Genomic DNA, 20,930 nt, shown 5'->3' with positions numbered 1-20,930 from the left:
CAGGGGCCAAGATAGAACCCTCACCCATTCACCGCCCGACTGTCTGCCGGCGCCTCGTCCCGATCCGTCAGCCCATAGTCGCGCACCACATGCGCGATACGCAGACGGTAGCCGGCAAAGATGCCGCCGCGGCCGGCCTTCTGCGCCTGCCGGTGTTCGTCGGTGTTGCGCCAGGCCTTGACCGCCTCCTCGTCGCGCCAAAAGGACAGCGATAGGATACGGTTCGGGTCGACCAGACTCTGGAAGCGCTCGATGGAAAGAAAGCCGTCGATGCCATCGAGCAGCGGCCGCAAGTCGGCGGCGATGCTCAGATACGCATCGCGCCTGCCCGCCGCCGGCTCGACCTCGAAGATGACGGCAATCACGGCAGCACCAGTTTCGCGTGCGGGCCTGACGCCAGTTTCAGGAACATGCGATCCTCCTTCACAATGAATCTTTCGCGCTTGGCGAACTCGTAGTTTGCCTTGCCGGCGGGATCGGCGGCAAGTCGGGCGCGATAGGCTTCGTAGGCTGCCAGGCTGTCGATGTTGTAGGCGGCGTAGGCGGTCGTGGCCGAGCCCTCATACGGCGCGAAGTAGCCGATCAAATCGGCGCCGCAGCGCGGAATGGCCTGGCCCCAGTTGCGCGCGTACTCCTCGAAGGCCGGCTTGCCGAACGGGTCGATCTCGTAGCGGATGAAGCAGGTGATGGTCATTGTGGTCTCCTTGGGTTTCGATAGTTCGAGCGGCGTCGAAACGTCGTCCCGCTTGATCTGCTAGCAGTGGTAGGCGGTCATGCCCGCCAAAAGGATTTCGCGCCGTGGCGCAGGTCCTGTGGTGTCAGGCCAAGACATCGTCGTCTCCTTGATCTGGTCGGAGGGTAGTGGTTATCTGACAGGAACGCTTCGATGAGGAACGAACTATGCGTGAAGGACCCGACATCGCCCGCATCGCCGGCCTGGTCGGCGACCCGGCGCGGGCAAATATGCTGAATGCCCTGATGGGCGGCACCGCGCTGACGGCGAGCGAATTGGCGCTCGAGGCCGGTGTGTCCCTGCCGACCGCCAGTTCGCATCTGGGCAAACTGATGGAAGGCGGGCTGCTCACGGTGGCGAGCCAGGGCAGGCATCGCTATTACGGCCTCGCCGGACCGCAGGTCGCGGGCATGATCGAAGCAATCACCGGTGTCGCGGAGGCGGTTGGGCCGAAGCGTGTGCGGCCGGGTCCCCGCGACGGCGCCATGCGCGTGGCACGCGTCTGCTACGATCACCTCGCCGGCGAGCGGGCGGTGGCGATGCTCGACCGTCTTGTCGCCAGAAAAATTCTTCTGCGCGACGACAAGGAGATCAGGCTTGGGCCGGCGGCCGCGTCGCATTTCGCCGCCATCGGCATCGATGTCTACACCAAGCCGCGCAGGCCGGTGTGCCGCGCCTGCCTCGACTGGAGCGTGCGGCGCTCGCACCTCGCCGGCACGCTGGGTGCCGCCATTCTCGACAAGATACTTTTGGAGAAATGGGCACGCCGCGAAAAGGACAGCCGCGCGGTCATTTTCTCACCGCCAGGCAAGCAGGCTTTCGAGAGGGTGTTTTTGACGTGACTGTGGCGGTGCCGGTTTCGCGATGTTGGCGGGACAGCACCCCCCTCTGGCCTGCCGGCCATCTCCCCCGCAAGGAGGGAGATTATTCGCTCCACCGCCTTCGCCAATCTCCAAAATTGTATGGTTGGGCGACACCTTGAAGCCGCCGATCTCCCCCCTTGCGGGGGAGATGTCCGGCAGGACAGAGGGAGGTGTGAAGGATCGCTACATCCGCAATTCGGCTGGCGTTGCATCCGAAGATGTCTCCCGCCTCCAATCACCCCCGCTTGAGCACCGTCCCCCGCCCGAAAAAGTCCGCCCACGGATCGGCCTGCGCCAGCTGCTTCAGCGTCGTCTTGTCGCCGATCGGAAAGGCGTTCGGCGCCAGTCCGGCCTCGATCTCGGCCCAGGTCACCGGCATCGACACAGTGGCGTTCTTCTTGGCGCGCGACGAATAGGGCGCGACTGTCGTCGATCCCCTGCCGTTACGAAGATAGTCGACGAAGATCTTTCCTGTGCGCGCCTTTTTCGACAGCGTCGCCGTGTAACGGTCGGGGGCAGCCTGTTCGAGCGCACGGGCAAAATCATGGGCGAAGGGCTTAACCGCCTCCCAATCCGCCGAGGGTTTCAGCGGTACCAGCACATGAAAGCCCTTGCCGCCGGAGGTCTTGACGAAATTCGGCAGCGACAGCTCGTCGAGCTTGCCCCTGATATCGAGCGCCGCGGCGCGCACCGCCTTCACGTCGACGCCTTCATCGGGATCGAGATCGAAGATGATCTGGTCCGGCTGTTCAAGCTTGTCGATTGTGCAGCCCCAGATGTGGATCTCGACCACGCCGTACTGGACCAGTGCCGCAACGCCGTCGAAATCCCGGATGAACAGGATCTCCTCGCCGTCGGTCGGGTCCTTCATGCGGGCGATCTTGTCGCTCATGCCGGCCGAAGCATGTTTCTGGAAGAAGCGTTGCCCGCCGACGCCGTCCGGTGCGCGCACCAGGCTGAGCGGCCGGTTGACGACGAACTGCTGCATGCGCGGCCACACCTGCGCATAGTGGTCGAGCAGCGCTTGCTTGGATATTTTTTCGTCGGGCCACAGCAGCTTGTCGGGATGCGAGAGTTTGATCGTGGTCGTCATCGACCCGGAGGGTTTGGCCGCGCTGCCGGCCGCAGACCTAGCCTTTGCCGCGCCCTTGCCTGTCGATGCCTCGCCTGTCGACGCCTTCGGCTTTTCTTGCACGACTTCCTCCGCCGGCTTGTCCTCGCGCAGTCCCTGGAACGAGGCATGGCGTATTATACGGTCGGACGTCCAGCTGCGAAACTCCACTTCGCCGACAAGTTCCGGCTTGACCCACACCAGTCCCTTGCCCTTCGGCACGGCGGCGGAGAAGGGTGAGGCAGTCGCCTTCAGCCGGTCCAGCTTTGCCTTTAGCTCATTGGCGCCCTTGCCGGAAAAGCCGGTGCCGACGCGTCCGGCATAATGCAGTTTGCCGCCCTCGTGGAAGCCGACGAGGATCGAGCGCAGTCCGCGTCCGGTCTTGTCCGACGGCAAATACCCTCCGATGACGAATTCCTGCCGCGCCGTGCATTTCGACTTCACCCAGGTGGGGCCGCGTCCACTGCGATAGGGCGCATCGGCACGCTTGGAGACGACGCCTTCGAGCCCCATGCGGCAGACATGCTCCAGCATGATGTTGCCGGGTTCGGCGAAATGGTCGCTGAAACGAACTGCTGCATACTCCGGCTGCTTGCCGAGCAGGTCCCGCAGGGCCTGCTTGCGTTCGACCAATGGTTCGGCGCGCAGGTCTTTGCCGTCAAGGCGCATCGTGTCGAAGACATAGTAGAGGAAGCGATCCGTCCGCCTGGCTGAGAGATCGGCTTGCAGCAGCGCAAAGGACGAAACACCGCTGTCGGCCAGCACGACGATCTCGCCGTCGATGATGGCGTCGCTGCATTTCAGTCCGGCGAGTTCAGCGATGATCTCGTCGCCGAACTTTGCGGTCCAGTCGAGACCGGTGCGGGTCAGCAGCCGCACATCGGTGCCGGCGATCTGCGCCTGCATGCGATAACCATCGAACTTGACTTCGTGCAGCCAGTCCTTGCCCGGCGGCGCATCCCGCTCCAGCGTGGCCAGCTGCGGCTCGACGAAGTCGAGTTTCTTGCCCCCGGCCTTCGCCTTGCCGACGACCAGCTTGTTTGAATGCCAGACCTTTGGCTCCTGGCCTTTGGCGGTCTTGCCTTCGCCGACTTCTTCGATCATCAGGCCCGACTTCACCGATTCCGGTGCCTCCTTGAGAATATCCTCGCCGGGGCGGGCCGCGGCATCGTCCGATTTGATCAACAGCCAGTTGTCGTGTTTTTCTCCCGCGCGTGGCTTCAGCCGCACCAGATGCCAAAGACCGTGCAGTTTGTGTCCCTTGAGCTCGAAGCTGATGTGGCCCTTCTTCATCGCCTTGGCCGGGTCGATCTCGGGGACCCAGGTGCCCTCGTCCCAGACGATGACCGAACCGCCGCCATATTCGCCCTTGGGTATTGTGCCTTCGAACGGTGCGTAGTCGATCGGATGATCCTCGACATGCACGGCCAGCCGCTTCTCATGCGGGTCGAGGCTCGGGCCGCGCGTCACCGCCCAGCTCCACAGCACGCCGGCATGTTCGAGGCGAAGGTCGTAATGCAGCCTTGTCGCTGCGTGCTTGTGGATGACGAAGATACCGCCAGCCTTGGACTTCTTGTCGCGAGAAACCTTGCCGGCCGGTTCAGCCGTCTTCTTGAAATCGCGCTTGGAATGATACTGTTCGAGGCTGGCCATCTCTTGATGTCCTCAGGCTGACTTGGCGCGCCGGCCTTCGCAGGCCCGGCATCCGACGGCAGGCTCTTCTTCATCAGGTCGAACGAAGGCTTGGGGGCCGCCTTCGCCGTGGGCCCAGCGACAGCCTCGGATGGCCTTTCCCGGCCGGGCGCGGCGCCATGATATCTTCCCTTCCAGAACCCGGATGAAGATGAACGGGCAGAGGCCGCTCCAGTTCCGCCATGCGCGACGTCGACGACGCGAAGGCCGCTTTCCGGGATGGTCGCGCCAGCACGGAAATTTCCCAGGCGCGGCAAAAGCTGAAACAGAATCGCGCGCAGGCGGCATTCGAACGAAACATATGTGATGCAAAAGTCACATTGGTCGGAATGCCGACCAACTGCACGGAAAGACCCCGAATCAGCCGCATTCCAGCCACGAAGCAAGGCCTTCTCGACCAGATATTAACATCACGTTCACCGACTATTCACCCCTCGACGCTATGATGACCGCAATTCGGAAGGGACATCCGAAAACGGGACAGGGACCAGGTAAATGAACTTCCTCGCGCACCTCATCGGCTATGCCGCCGTCATTCGCGAATTCGTCGCGCCGACCTATCGGCCCGAGCGCTATTACATGCGCGGCCCCGGCCCGGCCTGCGCCCGTCGCGGCAACTCGCTGGGCGCGCACTGATCATGACTTTCGAGAGCCGCCACGACAGCCGGATCTGCAGGCCCGCCGCCTCAACCCGCGCCACCACCTATCGCGCCGAGCGTCCCGCTCTCGCCGACAGGCGGCGTGCGACATCGCCACGGCTTTGATGCCGCCTCCGGCTGGCTTAGTGTCATAGGGCACAAGCAGCCGAGGCCTGCGTGACCGACCTTCCCAAGTCAAGCAGTCCCTCCAAAACATCCTTCGATGCACGCCATCCGCTGATCGTCTTCGATGGCGTCTGCGTGCTGTGCTCCGGCTTCGTGCGCATGGTGGTCAGGCTCGACCGCCAAAGCCGTTTCCGCTTCGCCACCGCGCAGTCGCCGTTTGGCGAAGCGCTGTTCAGGAAGCACGGGCTGCGCACGGACTCCTACGAAACCAATCTGGTCCTGATCGACGGCATCGCCTTCACGCGGCTCGACAGCTTCGTTGCCGTCATGTCGGAACTCGGCTGGCCCTGGCGGGCGATGAACGCTTTGCTGTTGCTGCCGCGCCCGCTGCGAAACTGGCTCTACGATTGCATCGCCAGGAATCGCTACACCCTGTTCGGCAGGAAGGACAGTTGCGAGATACCCGCACCCGAGCTGCGGGGACGAATGATTGGCTAGGGGGTCAGGTCGGCAGGAGATTTCACGAGGCCGTCGAAAACGGCCGCTTCCACTTCCATGTCGAGATTTCCCATCCGCTCACCGGCCTGATCGTGCGCTATCGGGCTGGCTCGTGCCGTCCGACCCGCATGGTTCCAGCACAATGGAGGCACCAGCCACCTTGCCGAGTTCACGGCAGCCTTGAACCGTGCACAGCATCCAGCCGTCGCCGGTCTCGCCGGAGGCGGCAAGCACGAGGCGTCGCTGTGGGCCTACATCAGGCGCATAGATCCACCAGCCGTCGCGCAGCACCGCGCCTTCCGGCGGCTCCATGCCCGCGCCCGAGCCCTTGATCCGCGCCTCGACCACCTGCAGGCCGGAAGGCGTCACCTTCCAGTCCTCTGCCCAGCGCGTCCGTTCCACCGAATGCGTCCAGGACAGCGTGAAGGCGGCAACCGAGAGCGTCACCGTCTTGCCGGCGGCCAGGATGCACAGGCTCATGCGGAGATCGATGCTTGCTGCGCCCGCCACCAGTGCCAGCCGATCCAAGCAAGCGACAGCGCCCAGCCGGCCTCGTCAGTGAGTGGCACCGCCGCGACCAAGAGCACGCCGGCGGCGAAGGCCAGCAGCCGCTCCCACCACGCCATGCGCCTGATGAGGAAGCCGACCGCGGCAGCACCCCACAGCACGATCCCCATGCACGCCTTGGCGACGATGTAGGCGACCTCGACGGGATAGCCGAACTGGGCGGCGATCGGCCCGGCGTCCTGCAGCATCAGCGCCGGCGTATAGACCGCCATGAACGGCACGACGAAGCCGGCAATGGCGAGCTTGGTCGCCTGGATGCCGATCTTGAGGCCGCTTTCCCTAGCCATCGGGGCGGCGGCAAACGCCGCCAGCGCCACCGGCGGCGTCAGGTCGGCCATGATGCCGAAATAGAAGACGAACATGTGGCTGACCAGCAGCGGCACGCCGAGCGACAGCAGCGCCGGCCCGGCGAGCGACGAAGTGATGATGTAGTTGGGAATGGTCGGGATGCCCATGCCGAGCACCAGGCAGGTGACCATGGTCAGCACCAGCGACAGGAACAGATTGTTCTCGCCGATTGAGATGATCCAGCCGATGAAGGTCGAAGCGATGCCGGTCAGCGTCAGCGTGCCGACGACGATGCCAACGATGGCACAGGCAATGCCGACCGGCAGCGCGTTCTTGGCACCTTCGGCGAGCGAGTCGACGCAGATCCGCAGCGTCTCGCGGCCGCCCCTGGAGGTGAAGCAGGCGACGACCAGCGCGGCGATGACGAGGCCGAGGAGGTTGACGCCGAACTTCATGAACAAGGCGGCGGCGAGCCCGAGCGCCAGCCAGAAGACGACACGGAAGGCGAGCGGCCCGATCGCTGCCGCCAGCGGCGTACCGAGGATAAGCACGATGGTCAGCGCTAGGCCCATCGTGCCGGCGAAGATCGGCGTATAGCCGGCGAACAAAAGATAGATGAGGGCCGCAAGCGGCAGCACCAGCGGCCAGTGTTGTTTCACCGCGTCCCACGGGTTGGGCAGGTCCGCCTTGGCCATGCCATGCAGGCTGGCCTTGCCGGCTTCCAGATGCACCTGCCAGAAGCAGGCGCCGAAATAGAGCAGCGCCGGGATGATCGCTGCCTTGACCACTTCGGCATAGGGCACGTTCAGCGTCTCGGCCATGATGAAGGCGACCGCGCCCATCACCGGCGGCATGATCTGGCCGCCCATCGAGGAGGTTGCCTCGACGGCGCCGGCGAAAGCCGCGCGGAATCCGAAGCGCTTCATCAGCGGGATGGTGAACTGGCCGCTGGCCACCACATTGGCGACGCCCGAGCCGGAAATGGTACCCATCAGCGCCGAGGACAGCACGCAGACCTGCGCCGGGCCGCCGCGCCAGGTGCCGACAAGACCGAGCGCGAAATCGTTGAACAGCGCAATCATGCCGGCGCGTTCGAGAAAGGCGGCGAAGACGACGAAGATGAAGATGTAGGCGGCTGAAACATAGATCGGCGTGCCGTATATGCCTTCGGTGCCATAGGCGAAGGTGTCGACGAGTTGGGCGAAATCATAGCCGCGATGGACGAGCGGCGGCGGCAGATGGTTGCCGACGAAGCAGTAGGCGAGGAAGATGAAGGCGATGACCGCCAGCGGCAGCCCCATCAGCCGCCTGGCGGCCTCGAAGACCAGCACCACCAGCACCGCGCCGACGATCAGGTCCGGCGTGGTCAGGAAGCCGGAGCGGCGGATGAGGTCTGTATAGAACACCCAATTGTAGAGTCCGGTGCCGAAGCCGAGCACGCCGAGCGTCCAGAACACGGCTTTTGCCGGCATACTTTTGGCGCGCAGATTGGCGATCAGGCCGAAGCCGAGCAGCAGCAGGAAGCCGACATGCATGGCTCGCACCACCTGGCTCGGAATGCTGCCATAAGCGGCGACGTAGATCTGGAACACGGAAAAGGAGACGGCGATGAGAAAGGCGGCCTTGCCGGCGAGCCCTTCGCCGAAGCCCGGCGGCAGGCCTTCGACCTGCTCTTCGGCGACGGGGAGATGGAAGGTGGCGGATTTGCCGTCGGTTGTCGTTGCTTCGCTCATCCATCGATCTCCAAAAGGAGCGAATTGTAGCGCGAGGCGCCCCCCTCTGCCCGGCAGGGCAGAGGGGGCGCCTGGCGAAGACATGTCGGATTGCCACGCGCCTACTTCAGCAGCCCTTTCTCCTTGTAGTACCGCTCGGCGCCGGGATGCAGCGGCACCGGCATGCCGTCTAGCACCTTGGCGGGGTCGATCGCCTTGGCGGCGGCATGGGCGGCGGCAAGCTGGTCCAGATGCTCGAACAGCAGCTTGGTCATCCGATAGGCGGTTTCGTCGGAGACATCGGCGCGGGTGATAAGGAAATTGCCGACGGCAGCGGTGGCGACATCCTCGCTCTGGCCCTCATAGGTTCCCTTGGGAATGATCACCGAAAGATAGGGCGCGCCGATCTTGGCGACGTCCTGCGCCGGCACTGCCACGACATTGATCGGCACGGAGGTGGCGAGATCGCGGATCGAGGCGACGCCGAGTCCGGCGGATTGCAGCGTGGCGGCGAGCTGGCGGTTCTTGATCAACTCGACCGATTCGGCGAAGGGCAGGTATTCGACCCTTCCGAGATCCTCGTATTTCAGCCCGGCGGCAGCGAAGATGGCGCGCGCGTTGAGCTCGGTGCCGGACGCCGGCGCACCGACCGACAGGCTCTTGCCCTTGAGATCGGCCAGCGTCTTGATGCCGGACTCCCGGCTGGCGACGATCTGGATGTAGTTGGGATAGATGGCGGCGATGCCGCGCAGTTTGTCGAGCTTGCCCGGGAAGCCCGCTTCGGTGTTGCCTTCAGCGGCCAGCTTGACGGAATCGCCGAGCGCAAAGGCGATCTCGCCCCTGCCCTGCTGCAACAGATTGAGGTTTTCGACCGAAGCCTTGGTTGCCTGCACCTGGGTACGCGCGCCTTCGATGCCCTTGCCGTAGATTTCAGACAATGCGACGCCGAGTGGATAATACACGCCGGACGTCCCGCCGGTCAGCACATTGATAAATTCTTGCGCGCTGGCTGAGACGGCACCCAGGCCAAGCGAGAGCGCCACGGCACCGGCTGCAACGAATTTCGTTCTGAAATGGAACATCGGGGCCTCCTCCCTGAAATATCGGCGACCGCACCGCCTCCCAGGTGCGACCACGGCGAGTTTAGACAGCGAGCCGCAAATGCCAACCCGCAATTGTGCTCGTTAGACGAACGGTTGAGAGATCGGAAACAGATCGCGGCTTGCGCAAAAAGCCAGCGGAGCCGAAAGTTTTTTGAGCTGTCTGTCGAAATCGCGCGCTGCCGCGCGACATACGTCCGGCTCGCAACGAAGCGGCCTTCGAAACAACGGGAGAAGACCATGCGATACATGATTTTGATCTACGCCGACGAAGCCGCGATGGCGAATGCACCGGCCGAGGCGACCTACCAGATGAGTGCCGCCTATGGTGCCTATACCGAAGCCTTGAAGAAGTCCGGCGCCTGGCTGGCAGGGGACCGACTGCGCCCGAGTCAGGCGACCACCTCTGTACGGGTGGCTGGGGGCAAGACCAACGTGCTCGACGGCCCCTATGCCGATACCAAGGAGCAGCTTGCCGGCTTCTACATGATCGAGGCCGAGGATGCCGACGCCGCGATCGCCTGGGCGGCGCGCTGCCCGGCGGCCAGCACCGGTACTGTCGAGCTGCGGCCGATCTGGGAAATGACCGAGTACCTGTCCGAGAGATGATGATGTGATGGACAGTCGCTCGGAGATCGCCCGGGTGGCCGCCGAGGCCGCCGCCCGACAAAGCTACGGCAAGCTGGTTGCCTGGCTCGCGGCGCGAACGCGTGACGTGGCCGCTGCCGAAGACGCGCTGGCTGACGCCTTTGCCGCGGCACTCGAACGCTGGCCACGAACCGGCGTGCCTGAAAGGCCGGAAGCCTGGCTGCTGGCGGTGGCAAGGCGGCGCCGCGTCGATGCGGTGCGGCGGCGGCTGACCAGCGAGGCCGGCCGCGAGCATCTCAAGCTGATTGCCGAGGAGATGGAGGCGGGCATGACCGACGATGACCTTCCCGACGAACGGTTGCGGCTGATGTTCGCTTGCGCCCACCCGGCGATCGAGCCCGGCATTCGCTCGCCGCTGATCCTCCAGACCGTGCTGGGTTTCGACGCGGCGACGATCGCCTCAGCCTTCCTGGTGTCGCCGGCAACCATGGGCCAGCGCCTGGTTCGCGCCAAGACCCGCATCCGTGAAACCGGCATTCCGTTCCGCGTTCCGGAGCGGACCGAACTCGGCGAAAGGCTGGATGCGGTGCTGGAAGCGATCTACGCCGCCTTCGCCGAAGGCTGGTCCGATCCGGCGGGCACCGAAACGCGGCGCCGCAATCTGGCCAGCGAAGGCATCTGGCTCGGTCGCCTGGTGGCTTCGCTGATGCCGGAAGAGCCCGAGGCGCTGGGTCTGCTGTCGCTGATGCTGTTCGCCGAAGCGCGGCGCGCGGCACGGCGCGATCCGGCCGGAGATTATGTTCCGCTGGCCGAGCAGGATCACACGCTGTGGGATGGCATTTTGGTTGACGAAGCGGAATCCCTGCTCCGCCGCGCCGCCACGATGGGCGTCATCGGCCGCTACCAGCTTGAGGCGGCGGTTCAGTCCGCACATGCGGCACGACGGCTGACCGGCCGCACCGACTGGGTGGCGGTCCGCGAACTCTACGACGCGCTGCTCTCGATCGCGGGATCACCGGTGGTGGCGATCAACCGCGCGGTGGCGATTGCCGAGGCCGAGGGTGCAGTGGCTGGATTGGCGGCCCTCTACGTGCTGGGCGAGGACAAGCGGCTTGATGAGTATCAGCCCTATTGGGCAGCCCGCGCCGGTCTCCTGGCCAGGCTTGGGCAGGTATCGCAGGCGTGCCAAGCCTATGACCGGGCGATCGGCCTCGAGCGCGACCCGGCGGTGCGCCGGTTCCTGCAGGGCAAAAGGGCAGCTCTGAAGAATTAAGCGCCGGGGAAACGGCGGCTCGCTGCCGGCAATTCGTCTAGTCCGAGTGCGGCCTCCGCAGTGAAGCCGCCGCTGCCGGGCGCGCATAAACGCCATTTTGCCGAGGTCTGGTCTTGCAACTGGTACCAGTTTGCGCAACCCTCAGCCACAACAGACTGGTCATCCGGTGGATGCCTGATTACCTGAATCTGGGAGGGGCGAAGTGTTCGGCGAGCCCACTACCGTTCTCATGGTCAATGAGTACCCTGACTACATTGATGCCCAAGTATGGGCTGCCGAGCTTAAAACCCGCGTGCCGCAGCTGGAGTTCAGGCTTTGGCCAGACGCCGGGAACAAAAGTGATATAGATATTGTGCTGATCGACAAGGGCGCCAGTCCTGGCTTTTTTGACGCCATGACGGGGCTAAGCGCCGTTGTCTATTTGGGGGCCGGTGTCGAGGGTATTGACCTTCAGAGCTTTCCCAAGGGTGTTCCGCTCATCAGGCTCGCAACGCGTGAGCAGGCGTCGGAAGTGGTGCAGTACATCGTCCTTCGGGTTCTCTGCCAGCAGCGGCATGTTGCAGAATACATGAGTCTGCAAGCCCGCAAATCCTGGAATCCGCTCGCGCCTCGGAAGATCTCCGAGACAAAAATTGTTGTGCTGGGTGCGGGCCGGATCGGTGGCTGGGCCGCAAAGCTGTTTGCGGACTTGGGCTACGACACGGCAGTCTGGTCTCGTCATCAAAAGACGCTTCCCGGTATACATAGTTACTTTGGCCGCGCCCAGCTTGCGGACGCACTCACAAATCGGGACTACGTTATCTGCTCACTTCCCCTGACTGGTGACACTCGTGGGATACTGAACTCCATTGCCTTTAGAAAAATGAAGCGAGGTGCCTACCTTGTGAATGTCGGCAGGGGCGCGCATGTCAACGAAGCCGACCTGATCCGCGCGCTCGATGAAAGTCAGCTTTCTGGTGCTTGTCTTGACGTGTTTGAGCGTGAACCCCTGGAGGCTTCATCGCCGTTGTGGACTCATCCCAGGGTGACCATCACACCTCATGTTGCGAGCTTCTGGGTGGATTCTGGAATCGACCAGGCCGCCGATCTTTGCGGTCAAGTCGCAAGAGGAGAGCCTCTGTCCAACAAAATCGACCTCGAACGGGGTTATTGAATCGAAGTCTTTACCCACTTTAGCAGGTTCCGATCTTCACGAAGCGCGGACATCAGCGCCCGCGGCGCCCGGCAAATGCATAGGGCTCCGAATCGAATCACTCTGGCCTCTGACAAAAGCGGCGCCGAAGGTCAACGTCCCTTCACCTTCGGCTAAGCCCCCAACCCCTCGAACAAAATCGTCGACAGATAGCGCTCGGCGAAGGACGGGATCACCACGACCAGGTTCTTGCCCTTGTTTTCCGGCCGCGAGCCGACGACGATGGCCGCCTGCAGGGCGGCGCCCGACGAGATGCCGACCGGTACGCCTTCGAGGCGGGCGACGAGGCGGGCATTTGCGACCGAATCCTCGTTCGATACCCTGACGATCTCGTCATAGATCGTCGTGTCGAGGATTTTGGGCGCAAAGCCGGCGCCGATCCCCTGGATCTTGTGGGGGCCAGGCTGGCCACCCGACAGAACCGGTGAGGAGTCCGGCTCGACTGCGACGACATGCACCGAGGGCTTTCGCTTCTTCAGCACCTGGCCGACGCCGGTGATGGTGCCGCCGGTGCCGATGCCGGCGACGAAGATATCGACCTCGCCATGCGTATCGTTCCAGATTTCCTCGGCCGTCGTCGTGCGATGGATTTCCGGGTTGGCGGGGTTCTCGAACTGCTGCGGAATGATTGCGTTGGGGATCGTCGCGGCCAGTTCGTCGGCCTTGGCGATGGCGCCTTTCATGCCTTTCGGACCCTCGGTCAGCACCAGCTCGGCGCCGAGCAGCGCCAGCATCTTCCGGCGCTCGATCGACATCGTTTCCGGCATCGTCAGGATGAGCTTGTAGCCCTTGGCGGCAGCGGCGAAGGCAAGCGCGATGCCGGTATTGCCCGACGTCGGTTCGATCAACGTGGTCTTGCCGGGAGAAATCTTGCCGGAAGCCTCCAGCGCCTCGATCATCGCCACGCCGATGCGGTCCTTGACCGAGGCGATCGGATTGAAGAATTCGAGCTTGGCGATCAGGTTGGCGACGATGCCCTTTTCCCGAGCGAACTTGTCGAGCCGCACCAGGGGCGTGTCGCCGATCGTATCGGTGATGGAATCGTAGACGCGGCCGCGACCGGGTAAACGGGCAGAGGTGACGGGCTTGTTCATTGGTTTCGCTCCCAGAATTTTCAGGCAAGGGGAATTTCAGGCAAGTGGGGAATTTCAGGCAAGTGGAATTCAAGCCGCCAAGATAGGGCCTTTGGCCGTGCAAGATAGACTGTCGGCTGAAAATATCCGAGTGGGACCTGTGTCGAAAACATCGCCCTCTCGGAAAAGCATTTCCCGCAAAGGCCTGTTTGCGAAATGGTTTGGCCGAAAAGCCCTCTATTGCCGGGCGGCAATCGCTGCAGCGGCGCCGACCATGAAGCCGGCGGCGGTGCGGTTCAGCGCCTTGAGCGCGCGCGGCGACTTCAGGAACCAGCGCGCCTTGGCCGCCAGCGCCAGATACGGCACCAGCACCACCAGAAGTACGACGACCGTCAGCGCAACGAGAATGCTGTAATCGGTAAGTGTGATGGTCTTCAGGTCGACGATGGTCGGCGTGATCGCGAGGTAGAAGATCATCGTCTTCGGATTGCCGAGCGTGACGGTCAGGCCGGCGGCAAAGCTCGACAGTAGCCCACCCTTGCCCTTTTTCGCTTCGACTGTCTCGGGCGTGATGCCGCTGTTCCAGAAGCGCCAGCCGAGAAAGGCCAGGTAGGCGACACCGAGCCATTTGATAGCCAGGAAAACCACGCCGAAGGTCTGCGCGACGAAGGCGAGACCCAGCACCACGGCGGTCAGGTAGGTGAGATCGCCAGCCATCAGCCCAAAGGACATCGCCAACGACGAGCGGAAGCCGGAGCCGAGCGCACGCGCAACGAGCGCGGTGACGCCGGGACCAGGGATGGCGGCGGCGATGCCGAGCGCCGCACTGTAGGCGAGGAATCCGGTGAGCGTCATGGCTGCGGCCTCAAATCAGAACGCCTTGTCGCATAGAATGGACCAGGATTGAATTCCCTGGGATCGGAATCCATTGCACCAGATGTCGCTGCAACACGCAGAGAAGGCGCCCTCATCCGGCCGCTTCGCGGTCACCGTCTCCGCCGGGGAGAAGAGCCTGGCGCCGCCGTTGGCAATCCGGGTGAGGGGTTTGTGTCAAGATTGCTCAGGAGCGATCGCCGTCATGGGTGACGCGCCAGATGGTGCCGTTGCCGTCCTCGGTCACGATCAGCGCGCCGTCGTTCGCCACCGCCACGCCGACCGGCCGACCCCAGACCTCGCCGTTGGAGACGACGAAGCCGGTGATGAAATCCTCGTATTCGCCGGTCGGCTTGCCGTCCCTGAACAGCAATCTCACCACCTTGTAGCCGGTCCTGTTGCCACGGTTCCATGAACCATGCAGCGCGACGAAGGCGTCGCCCCTGTATTCGGCCGGAAAGGTCTTCCCTTCGTAGAAGGCGATGTTGAGCGGCGCCGAATGCGCCTGCATCAGCACGTCGGGAATATCAGCCTTGCCGGCAAGATCGGGGCGCTCGCCCTTGTGACGCGGATCCTCGTTGTTGCCGACATAGTACCAGGGCCAGCCATAGAAGGCGCCGTCCTTGACCACGGTCGCATATTCCGGCGGCACATTGTCGCCGAGCCCATCGCTTTCGTTGACGACACACCACAGCGCGCCGGTCGCCGGCTGCACGGCCATGCCCGAACAGTTGCGCAGGCCAGTGGCGACGATGCGTCCGTTCTTGCCGTCGGGATCGAAGGCCAGCACAGCCGCGCGGCCATCCTCGGGACCCCAGGCAGCGCCGAGCGGCTGCGACGTCGCCCAGGCGTCGAGGCCGCCCTTCGGTTCTTTGCCCATATGCTGCGCGGCATTCGAACCCGAGCCGACCGATAGATAAAGCGTCTTGCCGTCCGGAGAGAAAGCGATGTCGCGGGTCCAGTGATGACTTGAAGGGATGTTGTCGACGATGGTCTCCGGGTCGCCGGCGGCCTTCAGATCGCCGCTGTGATAAGCAAAGCGCACAATGCCGTCGCTGTTGGCGACATAGACCCATTGCGGGTCGTTGCCCGGTGGATAGAAAGCAATGCCATAGGGCTGGTTGAGATTGCGGGCAAAGATGCCGTGCTGCGCCGGCTTCGCGCTACCGTCGGCCAGGCGGTAGACGCGGATCTGGTTGGCTTCGCTGTCGGCGACGAACAGGTCGCCGTTCGGCGCGACGCGGACGACGCGCGGATTGTCGATGCCCGACGCGATCAGCTCGGCCGAAAAGCCCGGCGGCAGTTTCGGCTTGGCATCTGCCGGCCTTTCGGCAAGGCCGGCGCTGTTGGAGGCGGATTTGGTGACGTCGGGTTTTGGCAGATCGTTCGGCTTGATCAGGCGGCGCACACCGGGCCTGTCGGCACGCCAGTCGCCGAAGGCGGCGGCACCTTTCAATACGGGCTCCGCTTGCTGTGCGAATGCAGCGGCGGCGAGAAACACCGCAGCGGAGAGAGCCAGCCCAGCCAATCGGATCATTCAATCCTCCAAACCTGGTCACATAGTGAACGGCTGCAAAGGGGGCAAACGAGCGGTTTCGTCCGTTGTTCCGCGGCACACGATCAGTTGAAGCGAAAGCGGAGGTTTTTTAGCCTCAGGTCCCAGCGGCGTAGAAATCGTCATCGAGACGCTTTTCCAGCGCGACGAGATCGGCCGGCAGCGGCAGGCCCATGGCGCGCATTTCCCGCAGTTTTTCGCGCAACTGCTCCTGGATCTCGTGCTGGTCTTCCGGCTGGTTGACCATCTCCTCGAGCAGCAGGCTGATCCGGGCCTTGAATTCTTCGAGCGCCATTGTTTTTCTCCTCAGCTGCTTGTTCTTTGTTTTTTGAGTCTAAGGTGTTGAGATTCAGGTCAGGCCGGCATCACCTGAACATCAATACGCTTAGCGCAGCATGCGGGAAATCAGCTGCGCCGTATAGTCGACCATCGGCACGATGCGGGCATAGTTGAGCCGGGTCGGGCCGATGACCCCAAGCGCACCGACGACGCGGGCGTCTTTGTCGCGATAGGGCGCGACCACCAGCGACGAGCCCGACAGCGAGAACAGCTTGTTTTCCGAGCCGATGAAGATGCGCACGCCCGATCCTTCCTCGGCGAGGTCGAGCAGTTGGATCAGTCCGTCCTGCGTCTCCATGTCCTCGAACAGGTGCCGCAACAGTTCGATATCGGCCTGGGCGGTGACGTTTTCGAGCAGATTGGCGCGGCCGCTCACGATGAGCCGTGCCGGCAGGCCGCTGTCCGCGCCGGCCCACACCGCGAGCCCCTTCTCGACGAGGTCCTGCGACAGCGTGTCGAGGGCGGCCCTGGTCTCTTCCTTGATGCGGGCGATCTCGACCCGCGCCTCCGCCAGCGTGCGGCCGCGGATATGAGCGTTGAGGAAGTTCGAGGCCTCGTGCAGTTGCGAGACGGTGATGCCGGCGGGCAGCTCGACGACGCGGTTTTCGACGTCGCCATTCTGCGACACCAGCACCGCCAGCGCCTTGGTCGGCTCGAGCTGGATGAATTCGATGTGCTTCAGCGCCACTTCGTTCTTGGCGGCAAGCACCAGGCCGGCACCGCGCGACATGCCCGACAGCATCTGGCTGGCCTCGGTCAGCATGTGTTCCAGCGTCGCGCCCGAGCCGGATGCCCGCACTTGCGCCTCGATGGCGCGGCGCTCCTCGTCGGAGAGATCGCCAAGCTCCATGAAGGCGTCGACGAAGAAACGCAGGCCGGCCTGCGTCGGCAACCGGCCGGCCGAGATGTGCGGCGCGTAGATCAGGCCGAGATGCTCGAGATCGCTCATCACGTTGCGGATGGTGGCCGGCGACAGCGAAGACGGCAGGATGCGCGATAGGCTGCGTGATCCCACGGGTTCGCCGTCCTTGAGGTAGGAATCGACGATGCGCCGGAAGATGTCGCGCGAGCGCATGTCCAATGATTGAAGCGCGGGCGCCTGCGAACTTGGATCGACTGCCTTGGTCATTGCGGCCAAAAACCTCCGGCCCAAAGATATAGACTTCGCTACGGCCCGCGCAACCCGGTGTCTGTGTCAGATCGCCCCGGTGTCTGCGTCAGATCACCCCGGTGTCTGTGTCGGATCGTCAAGCCATTTTCCTTTGCGCCATGCGTCCCATGCGGCTACAAGCCGGCCAAGATTCCCGAAAAATGACAAGAAAGCAGCCTGAATGCGCCCCTCCAAACGCCAATTCGACGAAATGCGCGCCATCTCCTTCGAGCGCGGCGTCTCCAAGCACGCCGAAGGCTCATGCCTGGTGAAGTTCGGCGACACGCATGTCCTGTGCACGGCCAGCCTGGAGGAAAAAGTGCCGGGCTGGATGCGCAATTCCGGCAAGGGCTGGGTGACGGCGGAATACGGCATGCTGCCGCGCTCGACCGGCGAGCGCATGCGCCGCGAGGCTTCCGCCGGCAAGCAGGGCGGCCGCACGCTGGAGATCCAGCGGCTGATCGGCCGTTCCTTGCGTGCGGTGGTCGATTTGCAAGCACTGGGCGAGCAGCAGATCACCGTCGACTGCGACGTCATCCAGGCCGATGGCGGCACCCGCACCGCCTCGATCACCGGCGGCTGGGTGGCGCTCTACGACTGCTTGCGCTGGATGGAAGCTCGCCAAATGGCCAGCGTCGCCAAGGTGCTGAAGGACCACGTCGCGGCGATCTCCTGCGGCATCCATGACGGCCAGCCGGTTATCGACCTCGATTACATCGAGGATTCGTCGGCCGGCACCGATGCCAATTTCGTCATGACCGGCAAGGGCGGCATCGTCGAGATCCAGGGAACCGCCGAAGGCGAGCCTTTTTCGGAAGGGCAGTTCGCGGAATTAATGGGCTTGGCCAAGAAGGGCATTCAGCGCCTGGTCAGTTTGCAGCAGATGGCGGTGGCTTAGTTCTCAAATGCCGAGCTTGAGCGCCCCCCTCTGGCCTGCCGGCCATCTCCCCCTCAAGGGGGGAGATCGGCTATCCCGCTGGTTTGCGCCACCTTCCGGCGGCGTGAGATGTGCGGAGGCGCCAAAGCTGCCAATCTCCCCACTTGAGGGGGAGATGGCCGGCAGGCCAGAGGGGGGCGCCTCGTGACGCCCTCTGCTATCCTGGAATCTGCTCTCTACGTCACCGACCTCGTCGCCGCGGAAACCTTCTACACCGGCGTCCTGGGCCTCACCCTCTTCGGCAAAGTCGATGGCCGACACCTGTTCTTCCGCTGCGGCCCGGGCGTGTTGCTCGTCTTCAATGCCGAGGCAACCAAAATCCCGCCGGCGCCCGACGCCAGGCTGCCCGTGCCGCCACACGGCGCTGTCGGCGAAGGCCATCTCTGCTTTGCGGCGACCGCTGACGAAATCGCCAACTGGAGAGCGCATCTCGAAGCGAAAAACATAGCCATCGAAAGCGAATTCGAATGGCCGCAGGGCGGCCGTTCGATCTATATACGCGACCCCTCGGGCAATTCGATCGAATTCGCCGAGCCACGAATCTGGGGCCTTTGATGCACTCTCTCGATGGAAAGAAGATCGTCGTCGCCAGCCACAATGAAGGCAAGCTGCGCGAATTCGCCGACCTGATGGGGCCGTTCGGCTTCGAAGCGAAATCGGCCAAGGACTACGGCCTGCCCGAGCCGGACGAAACCGGCACCACCTTTGAGGAAAACGCCTACATCAAGGCGCTGGCCGCGGCCAAGGCGACCGGCCTGCCGGCATTGTCGGACGATTCCGGCCTGTGCGTCGACGCGCTTGACGGCGCGCCCGGCGTCTACACCGCCAACTGGGCCGAAACACCCGACGGTTCGCGCGATTTCGGCATGGCCATGCAACGCACCGAAGTGGCGTTGCAGGAAGGCGGTGCGGCCTTGCCGCAACAACGCAAGGGCCGCTTTGTCGCCGTCATCTGCCTGGCGTTTCCCGACGGCGAGGCCGAATATTATCGCGGCGAGGCCGAAGGCACGCTGGTCTGGCCGCCGCGCGGCGACCTCGGCTTCGGCTACGACCCGGTGTTTCTGCCCGACGGCTTCGAAAAAACCTTTGGCGAGATGAGCGCCGAGGAAAAACATGGCTGGAGGCCCGGCCAGCCGACGGCGCTCTCACACCGCGCCCGCGCCTTCCAGAAATTCGCCAAAGCGAGATTGGGCTCGACATGAGCATGCTGCTCGACCGGGCGCCCGGCTTCGGCATCTATGTCCACTGGCCGTTCTGCGCGGCCAAGTGCCCCTATTGCGATTTCAACAGTCATGTTCGCCACCAGCCGGTCGACCAGGATCGTTTTGCCAGCGCATTCGAGGCCGAGCTTGCGACGATGCGCGAACGCACCGGGCCGCGCGAGGTAACCAGCATTTTTCTTGGCGGCGGCACGCCGTCGCTGATGAAGCCGGAAACGGTGGCCAGGGTCCTTGACGCCGTGGCGAAGAACTGGACCGTTCCCGACGGGATCGAGGTGACGCTGGAGGCCAATCCATCCTCGGTCGAGGCCGAACGCTTTCGCGGCTACCGGGCGGCCGGGGTCAACCGCGTCTCGCTCGGGGTACAGGCGCTGAACGACAAGGATTTGCGCTTCCTCGGCAGGCTTCACAATGTCGAGGAAGCGCTGCACGCGATCGGGCTCGCGCGGGAAATCTTCCCAAGATTGTCCTTTGACCTGATCTATGCCCGACCCGGCCAGACACCGGAAGCGTGGCAGGCCGAACTCGAACAGGCGATCGGCCACGCCGCCGATCACCTGTCGCTGTACCAGCTGACCATCGAGGAGGGCACGCCGTTCCATGCCTTGCATGCCGCGAAGAAATTCATCATCCCCGACAACGACCACGCCGCCGATCTCTATGCGCTGACGCAGGAGATCACCTCGGCGCATGGCCTGCCGGCCTATGAGATTTCCAACCACGCCAGGCCGGGCGCTGAAAGCCGGCACAATCTGACCTACTGGCGCTACGGTGAATATGTCGGTGTCGGGCCAGGCGCGCATGGCCGCTTCGTCGAGAACGGCCGCCGCACAGTCACGATCGCCGAACGCATGCCGGAAACCTGGGCCAATCTGGTCGAGGCCAAGGGCCATGGCGTCACCGGCGGCGAGATCCTGACGCGTTCGGAAGAAGCCGACGAGTTCCTGCTGATGGGCCTGCGGCTGGCCGAGGGCATCGACCTCTCCCGCTACGAGGCGTTCTCCGGGCGCGGCCTGTCGAGCGCGCGACTCTCGATGCTGCAGGGCGAAGGGCTGGTGGCACCGATCGGCAACGCGCGGCTCCGCGCCACTCCGGCCGGCATGATCGTGCTCGATGCGGTGGTGGCGGACCTAGCGCGATAACCAAACAGGCTTTGGGTGCGCGGCGAGGATGACGCCCACGCCCCCAATCTCCGAGGCTGAGGATTGCGGAGCAATTCCAGGAAAAGTGTGACGCGGTTTTCCGTCCGGAATTGCATCAAGACAAAGAGTTAGAGCGGCTCGCCGTTACCGCGAAACGGTGAAATGCTGTAACAGGCTGTTGAAGAAGTCCATTTGCGGGCGATGAAGTCTGCTTCGTCGCCGCGTTGGAAGCAGATTTGTCCGTTGATAGAGCCGTCTGG

The 20,930-nt window shown here is 63.7% G+C and carries 21 protein-coding genes and 1 pseudogene; 11 read left to right on the top strand and 11 right to left on the bottom strand.

Annotated elements, in window-relative coordinates; translation table 11 throughout:
- Positions 1-20: 20 nt before the first annotated feature.
- Positions 21-365, bottom strand: coding sequence for an antibiotic biosynthesis monooxygenase family protein (locus NKI20_RS19980; protein ID WP_023762248.1), 345 nt, complete (start codon positions 363-365; stop codon positions 21-23).
- The gene (locus tag NKI20_RS19975; protein ID WP_023762249.1) at positions 362-694 is read right to left on the bottom strand and encodes an NIPSNAP family protein; all 333 of its coding nucleotides are present in this window, start codon (positions 692-694) and stop codon (positions 362-364) included. Before NKI20_RS19975 ends, NKI20_RS19980 begins: the two co-directional genes overlap by 4 nt.
- A 206-nt stretch (positions 695-900) precedes the next feature.
- Between NKI20_RS19975 and NKI20_RS19970 the strand changes: the two genes are divergently transcribed.
- Positions 901-1,575, top strand: a complete 675-nt coding sequence (locus tag NKI20_RS19970) for an ArsR/SmtB family transcription factor (protein ID WP_352833375.1) — start codon at positions 901-903, stop codon at positions 1,573-1,575.
- Positions 1,576-1,831: 256 nt separating this feature from the next.
- Here the strand turns inward: NKI20_RS19970 and ligD are convergent, their stop codons facing one another.
- Complete coding sequence (ligD, locus tag NKI20_RS19965; RefSeq protein WP_352833372.1) at positions 1,832-4,360, bottom strand: DNA ligase D; 2,529 nt, start codon at positions 4,358-4,360, stop codon at positions 1,832-1,834.
- A 534-nt stretch (positions 4,361-4,894) separates the two neighbouring features.
- Here ligD and NKI20_RS19960 point away from each other — a divergent pair.
- The 3 genes and pseudogenes from NKI20_RS19960 to NKI20_RS19950 all read left to right on the top strand — a co-directional run.
- Positions 4,895-5,035 (top strand): hypothetical protein, encoded by a 141-nt coding sequence (locus NKI20_RS19960; protein ID WP_023762254.1) that lies wholly within the window; start codon positions 4,895-4,897, stop codon positions 5,033-5,035.
- Positions 5,036-5,214: 179 nt separating this feature from the next.
- Positions 5,215-5,661 carry a thiol-disulfide oxidoreductase DCC family protein gene (locus NKI20_RS19955; RefSeq protein WP_502898141.1) on the top strand — a complete coding sequence of 149 codons (447 nt, stop codon included), beginning with the start codon at positions 5,215-5,217 and terminating at the stop codon, positions 5,659-5,661.
- Positions 5,619-5,708 (top strand): annotated as a pseudogene (locus NKI20_RS19950) (hypothetical protein); the annotation flags it as partial. The gene NKI20_RS19955 and the pseudogene NKI20_RS19950, both read left to right, overlap by 43 nt.
- Before the next feature lie 31 nt (positions 5,709-5,739).
- Here NKI20_RS19950 and NKI20_RS19945 read toward each other — a convergent pair.
- From NKI20_RS19945 to NKI20_RS19935, 3 genes are all read right to left on the bottom strand, one after another.
- A complete protein-coding gene (locus NKI20_RS19945) occupies positions 5,740-6,141 on the bottom strand; it encodes a DUF1850 domain-containing protein (protein ID WP_352833369.1) in 402 nt (133 codons plus the stop codon).
- Positions 6,138-8,249, bottom strand: a complete 2,112-nt coding sequence (locus tag NKI20_RS19940; protein ID WP_352833366.1) for a TRAP transporter permease — start codon at positions 8,247-8,249, stop codon at positions 6,138-6,140. Before NKI20_RS19940 ends, NKI20_RS19945 begins: the two co-directional genes overlap by 4 nt.
- Positions 8,250-8,350: 101 nt before the next feature.
- Positions 8,351-9,310, bottom strand: coding sequence for a TAXI family TRAP transporter solute-binding subunit (locus tag NKI20_RS19935; protein WP_352833363.1), 960 nt, complete (start codon positions 9,308-9,310; stop codon positions 8,351-8,353).
- 258 nt (positions 9,311-9,568) lie between these two features.
- Here NKI20_RS19935 and NKI20_RS19930 point away from each other — a divergent pair, with 258 nt between their 5' ends.
- The 3 genes from NKI20_RS19930 (at position 9,569) to NKI20_RS19920 (ending at position 12,342) form a co-directional block, all read left to right on the top strand.
- The gene (locus NKI20_RS19930) at positions 9,569-9,937 is read left to right on the top strand and encodes a YciI family protein (protein ID WP_352608715.1); all 369 of its coding nucleotides are present in this window, start codon (positions 9,569-9,571) and stop codon (positions 9,935-9,937) included.
- 7 nt (positions 9,938-9,944) lie between these two features.
- Positions 9,945-11,189, top strand: coding sequence for an RNA polymerase sigma factor (locus tag NKI20_RS19925; RefSeq protein ID WP_352833359.1), 1,245 nt, complete (start codon positions 9,945-9,947; stop codon positions 11,187-11,189).
- A 202-nt stretch (positions 11,190-11,391) separates the two neighbouring features.
- The gene (locus tag NKI20_RS19920) at positions 11,392-12,342 is read left to right on the top strand and encodes an NAD(P)-dependent oxidoreductase (RefSeq protein WP_352833356.1); all 951 of its coding nucleotides are present in this window, start codon (positions 11,392-11,394) and stop codon (positions 12,340-12,342) included.
- Between the two features lie 152 nt (positions 12,343-12,494).
- On the opposite strand, the gene cysK is transcribed toward NKI20_RS19920, so the two are convergent.
- From cysK to hrcA, 5 genes are all read right to left on the bottom strand, one after another.
- Positions 12,495-13,475, bottom strand: coding sequence for a cysteine synthase A (gene cysK, locus NKI20_RS19915; protein ID WP_023762597.1), 981 nt, complete (start codon positions 13,473-13,475; stop codon positions 12,495-12,497).
- A 216-nt stretch (positions 13,476-13,691) separates the two neighbouring features.
- Complete coding sequence (locus NKI20_RS19910) at positions 13,692-14,309, bottom strand: LysE family translocator (RefSeq protein ID WP_352833350.1); 618 nt, start codon at positions 14,307-14,309, stop codon at positions 13,692-13,694.
- 205 nt (positions 14,310-14,514) lie between these two features.
- Positions 14,515-15,864, bottom strand: coding sequence for a PQQ-dependent sugar dehydrogenase (locus NKI20_RS19905; protein WP_352833347.1), 1,350 nt, complete (start codon positions 15,862-15,864; stop codon positions 14,515-14,517).
- A gap of 115 nt (positions 15,865-15,979) precedes the next feature.
- Positions 15,980-16,177, bottom strand: coding sequence for a hypothetical protein (locus tag NKI20_RS19900; protein ID WP_013892036.1), 198 nt, complete (start codon positions 16,175-16,177; stop codon positions 15,980-15,982).
- 90 nt (positions 16,178-16,267) lie between these two features.
- Positions 16,268-17,350: a heat-inducible transcriptional repressor HrcA gene (gene hrcA / locus NKI20_RS19895; RefSeq protein WP_023762601.1), complete on the bottom strand. Its 1,083-nt coding sequence runs from the start codon at positions 17,348-17,350 to the stop codon at positions 16,268-16,270.
- Between the two features lie 202 nt (positions 17,351-17,552).
- Between hrcA and rph the strand changes: the two genes are divergently transcribed.
- The 4 genes from rph to hemW all read left to right on the top strand — a co-directional run bounded on the left by rph (position 17,553) and on the right by hemW (position 20,670).
- Positions 17,553-18,269, top strand: a complete 717-nt coding sequence (gene rph, locus NKI20_RS19890) for a ribonuclease PH (RefSeq protein WP_023762602.1) — start codon at positions 17,553-17,555, stop codon at positions 18,267-18,269.
- Positions 18,270-18,452: 183 nt separating this feature from the next.
- Positions 18,453-18,863: a VOC family protein gene (locus tag NKI20_RS19885; RefSeq protein ID WP_352833343.1), complete on the top strand. Its 411-nt coding sequence runs from the start codon at positions 18,453-18,455 to the stop codon at positions 18,861-18,863.
- A complete protein-coding gene (rdgB, locus tag NKI20_RS19880; protein ID WP_352833341.1) occupies positions 18,863-19,510 on the top strand; it encodes an RdgB/HAM1 family non-canonical purine NTP pyrophosphatase in 648 nt (215 codons plus the stop codon). The genes NKI20_RS19885 and rdgB overlap by 1 nt, the downstream gene beginning before the upstream one ends.
- Positions 19,507-20,670, top strand: coding sequence for a radical SAM family heme chaperone HemW (gene hemW / locus NKI20_RS19875; RefSeq protein WP_352833338.1), 1,164 nt, complete (start codon positions 19,507-19,509; stop codon positions 20,668-20,670). Before rdgB ends, hemW begins: the two co-directional genes overlap by 4 nt.
- Positions 20,671-20,930: the final 260 nt, after the last annotated feature.

This window comes from Mesorhizobium sp. M0830 (assembly GCF_040319965.1).
Taxonomy (GTDB): domain Bacteria; phylum Pseudomonadota; class Alphaproteobacteria; order Rhizobiales; family Rhizobiaceae; genus Mesorhizobium.
The sequence above is the reverse complement of the archived record's forward strand: the minus strand, read 5'-3'. Positions and strand labels throughout refer to the sequence as shown.

What these genes read in the sequence shown, in the direction of transcription:
- NKI20_RS19975 (WP_023762249.1), bottom strand. Translation starts at nt 694, where the DNA reads ATGACCATCACCTGCTTCATCCGCTACGAGATCGACCCGTTCGGCAAG.
- hemW (WP_352833338.1), top strand. Translation starts at nt 19,507, where the DNA reads ATGAGCATGCTGCTCGACCGGGCGCCCGGCTTCGGCATCTATGTCCAC.
- NKI20_RS19900 (WP_013892036.1), bottom strand. Translation starts at nt 16,177, where the DNA reads ATGGCGCTCGAAGAATTCAAGGCCCGGATCAGCCTGCTGCTCGAGGAG.
- NKI20_RS19905 (WP_352833347.1), bottom strand. Translation starts at nt 15,864, where the DNA reads ATGATCCGATTGGCTGGGCTGGCTCTCTCCGCTGCGGTGTTTCTCGCC.
- NKI20_RS19925 (WP_352833359.1), top strand. Translation starts at nt 9,945, where the DNA reads ATGGACAGTCGCTCGGAGATCGCCCGGGTGGCCGCCGAGGCCGCCGCC.
- ligD (WP_352833372.1), bottom strand. Translation starts at nt 4,360, where the DNA reads ATGGCCAGCCTCGAACAGTATCATTCCAAGCGCGATTTCAAGAAGACG.
- hrcA (WP_023762601.1), bottom strand. Translation starts at nt 17,350, where the DNA reads ATGACCAAGGCAGTCGATCCAAGTTCGCAGGCGCCCGCGCTTCAATCA.
- NKI20_RS19935 (WP_352833363.1), bottom strand. Translation starts at nt 9,310, where the DNA reads ATGTTCCATTTCAGAACGAAATTCGTTGCAGCCGGTGCCGTGGCGCTC.
- NKI20_RS19940 (WP_352833366.1), bottom strand. Translation starts at nt 8,249, where the DNA reads ATGAGCGAAGCAACGACAACCGACGGCAAATCCGCCACCTTCCATCTC.
- NKI20_RS19945 (WP_352833369.1), bottom strand. Translation starts at nt 6,141, where the DNA reads ATGAGCCTGTGCATCCTGGCCGCCGGCAAGACGGTGACGCTCTCGGTT.
- rph (WP_023762602.1), top strand. Translation starts at nt 17,553, where the DNA reads ATGCGCCCCTCCAAACGCCAATTCGACGAAATGCGCGCCATCTCCTTC.
- rdgB (WP_352833341.1), top strand. Translation starts at nt 18,863, where the DNA reads ATGCACTCTCTCGATGGAAAGAAGATCGTCGTCGCCAGCCACAATGAA.
- NKI20_RS19960 (WP_023762254.1), top strand. Translation starts at nt 4,895, where the DNA reads ATGAACTTCCTCGCGCACCTCATCGGCTATGCCGCCGTCATTCGCGAA.
- NKI20_RS19930 (WP_352608715.1), top strand. Translation starts at nt 9,569, where the DNA reads ATGCGATACATGATTTTGATCTACGCCGACGAAGCCGCGATGGCGAAT.
- cysK (WP_023762597.1), bottom strand. Translation starts at nt 13,475, where the DNA reads ATGAACAAGCCCGTCACCTCTGCCCGTTTACCCGGTCGCGGCCGCGTC.
- NKI20_RS19970 (WP_352833375.1), top strand. Translation starts at nt 901, where the DNA reads ATGCGTGAAGGACCCGACATCGCCCGCATCGCCGGCCTGGTCGGCGAC.
- NKI20_RS19910 (WP_352833350.1), bottom strand. Translation starts at nt 14,309, where the DNA reads ATGACGCTCACCGGATTCCTCGCCTACAGTGCGGCGCTCGGCATCGCC.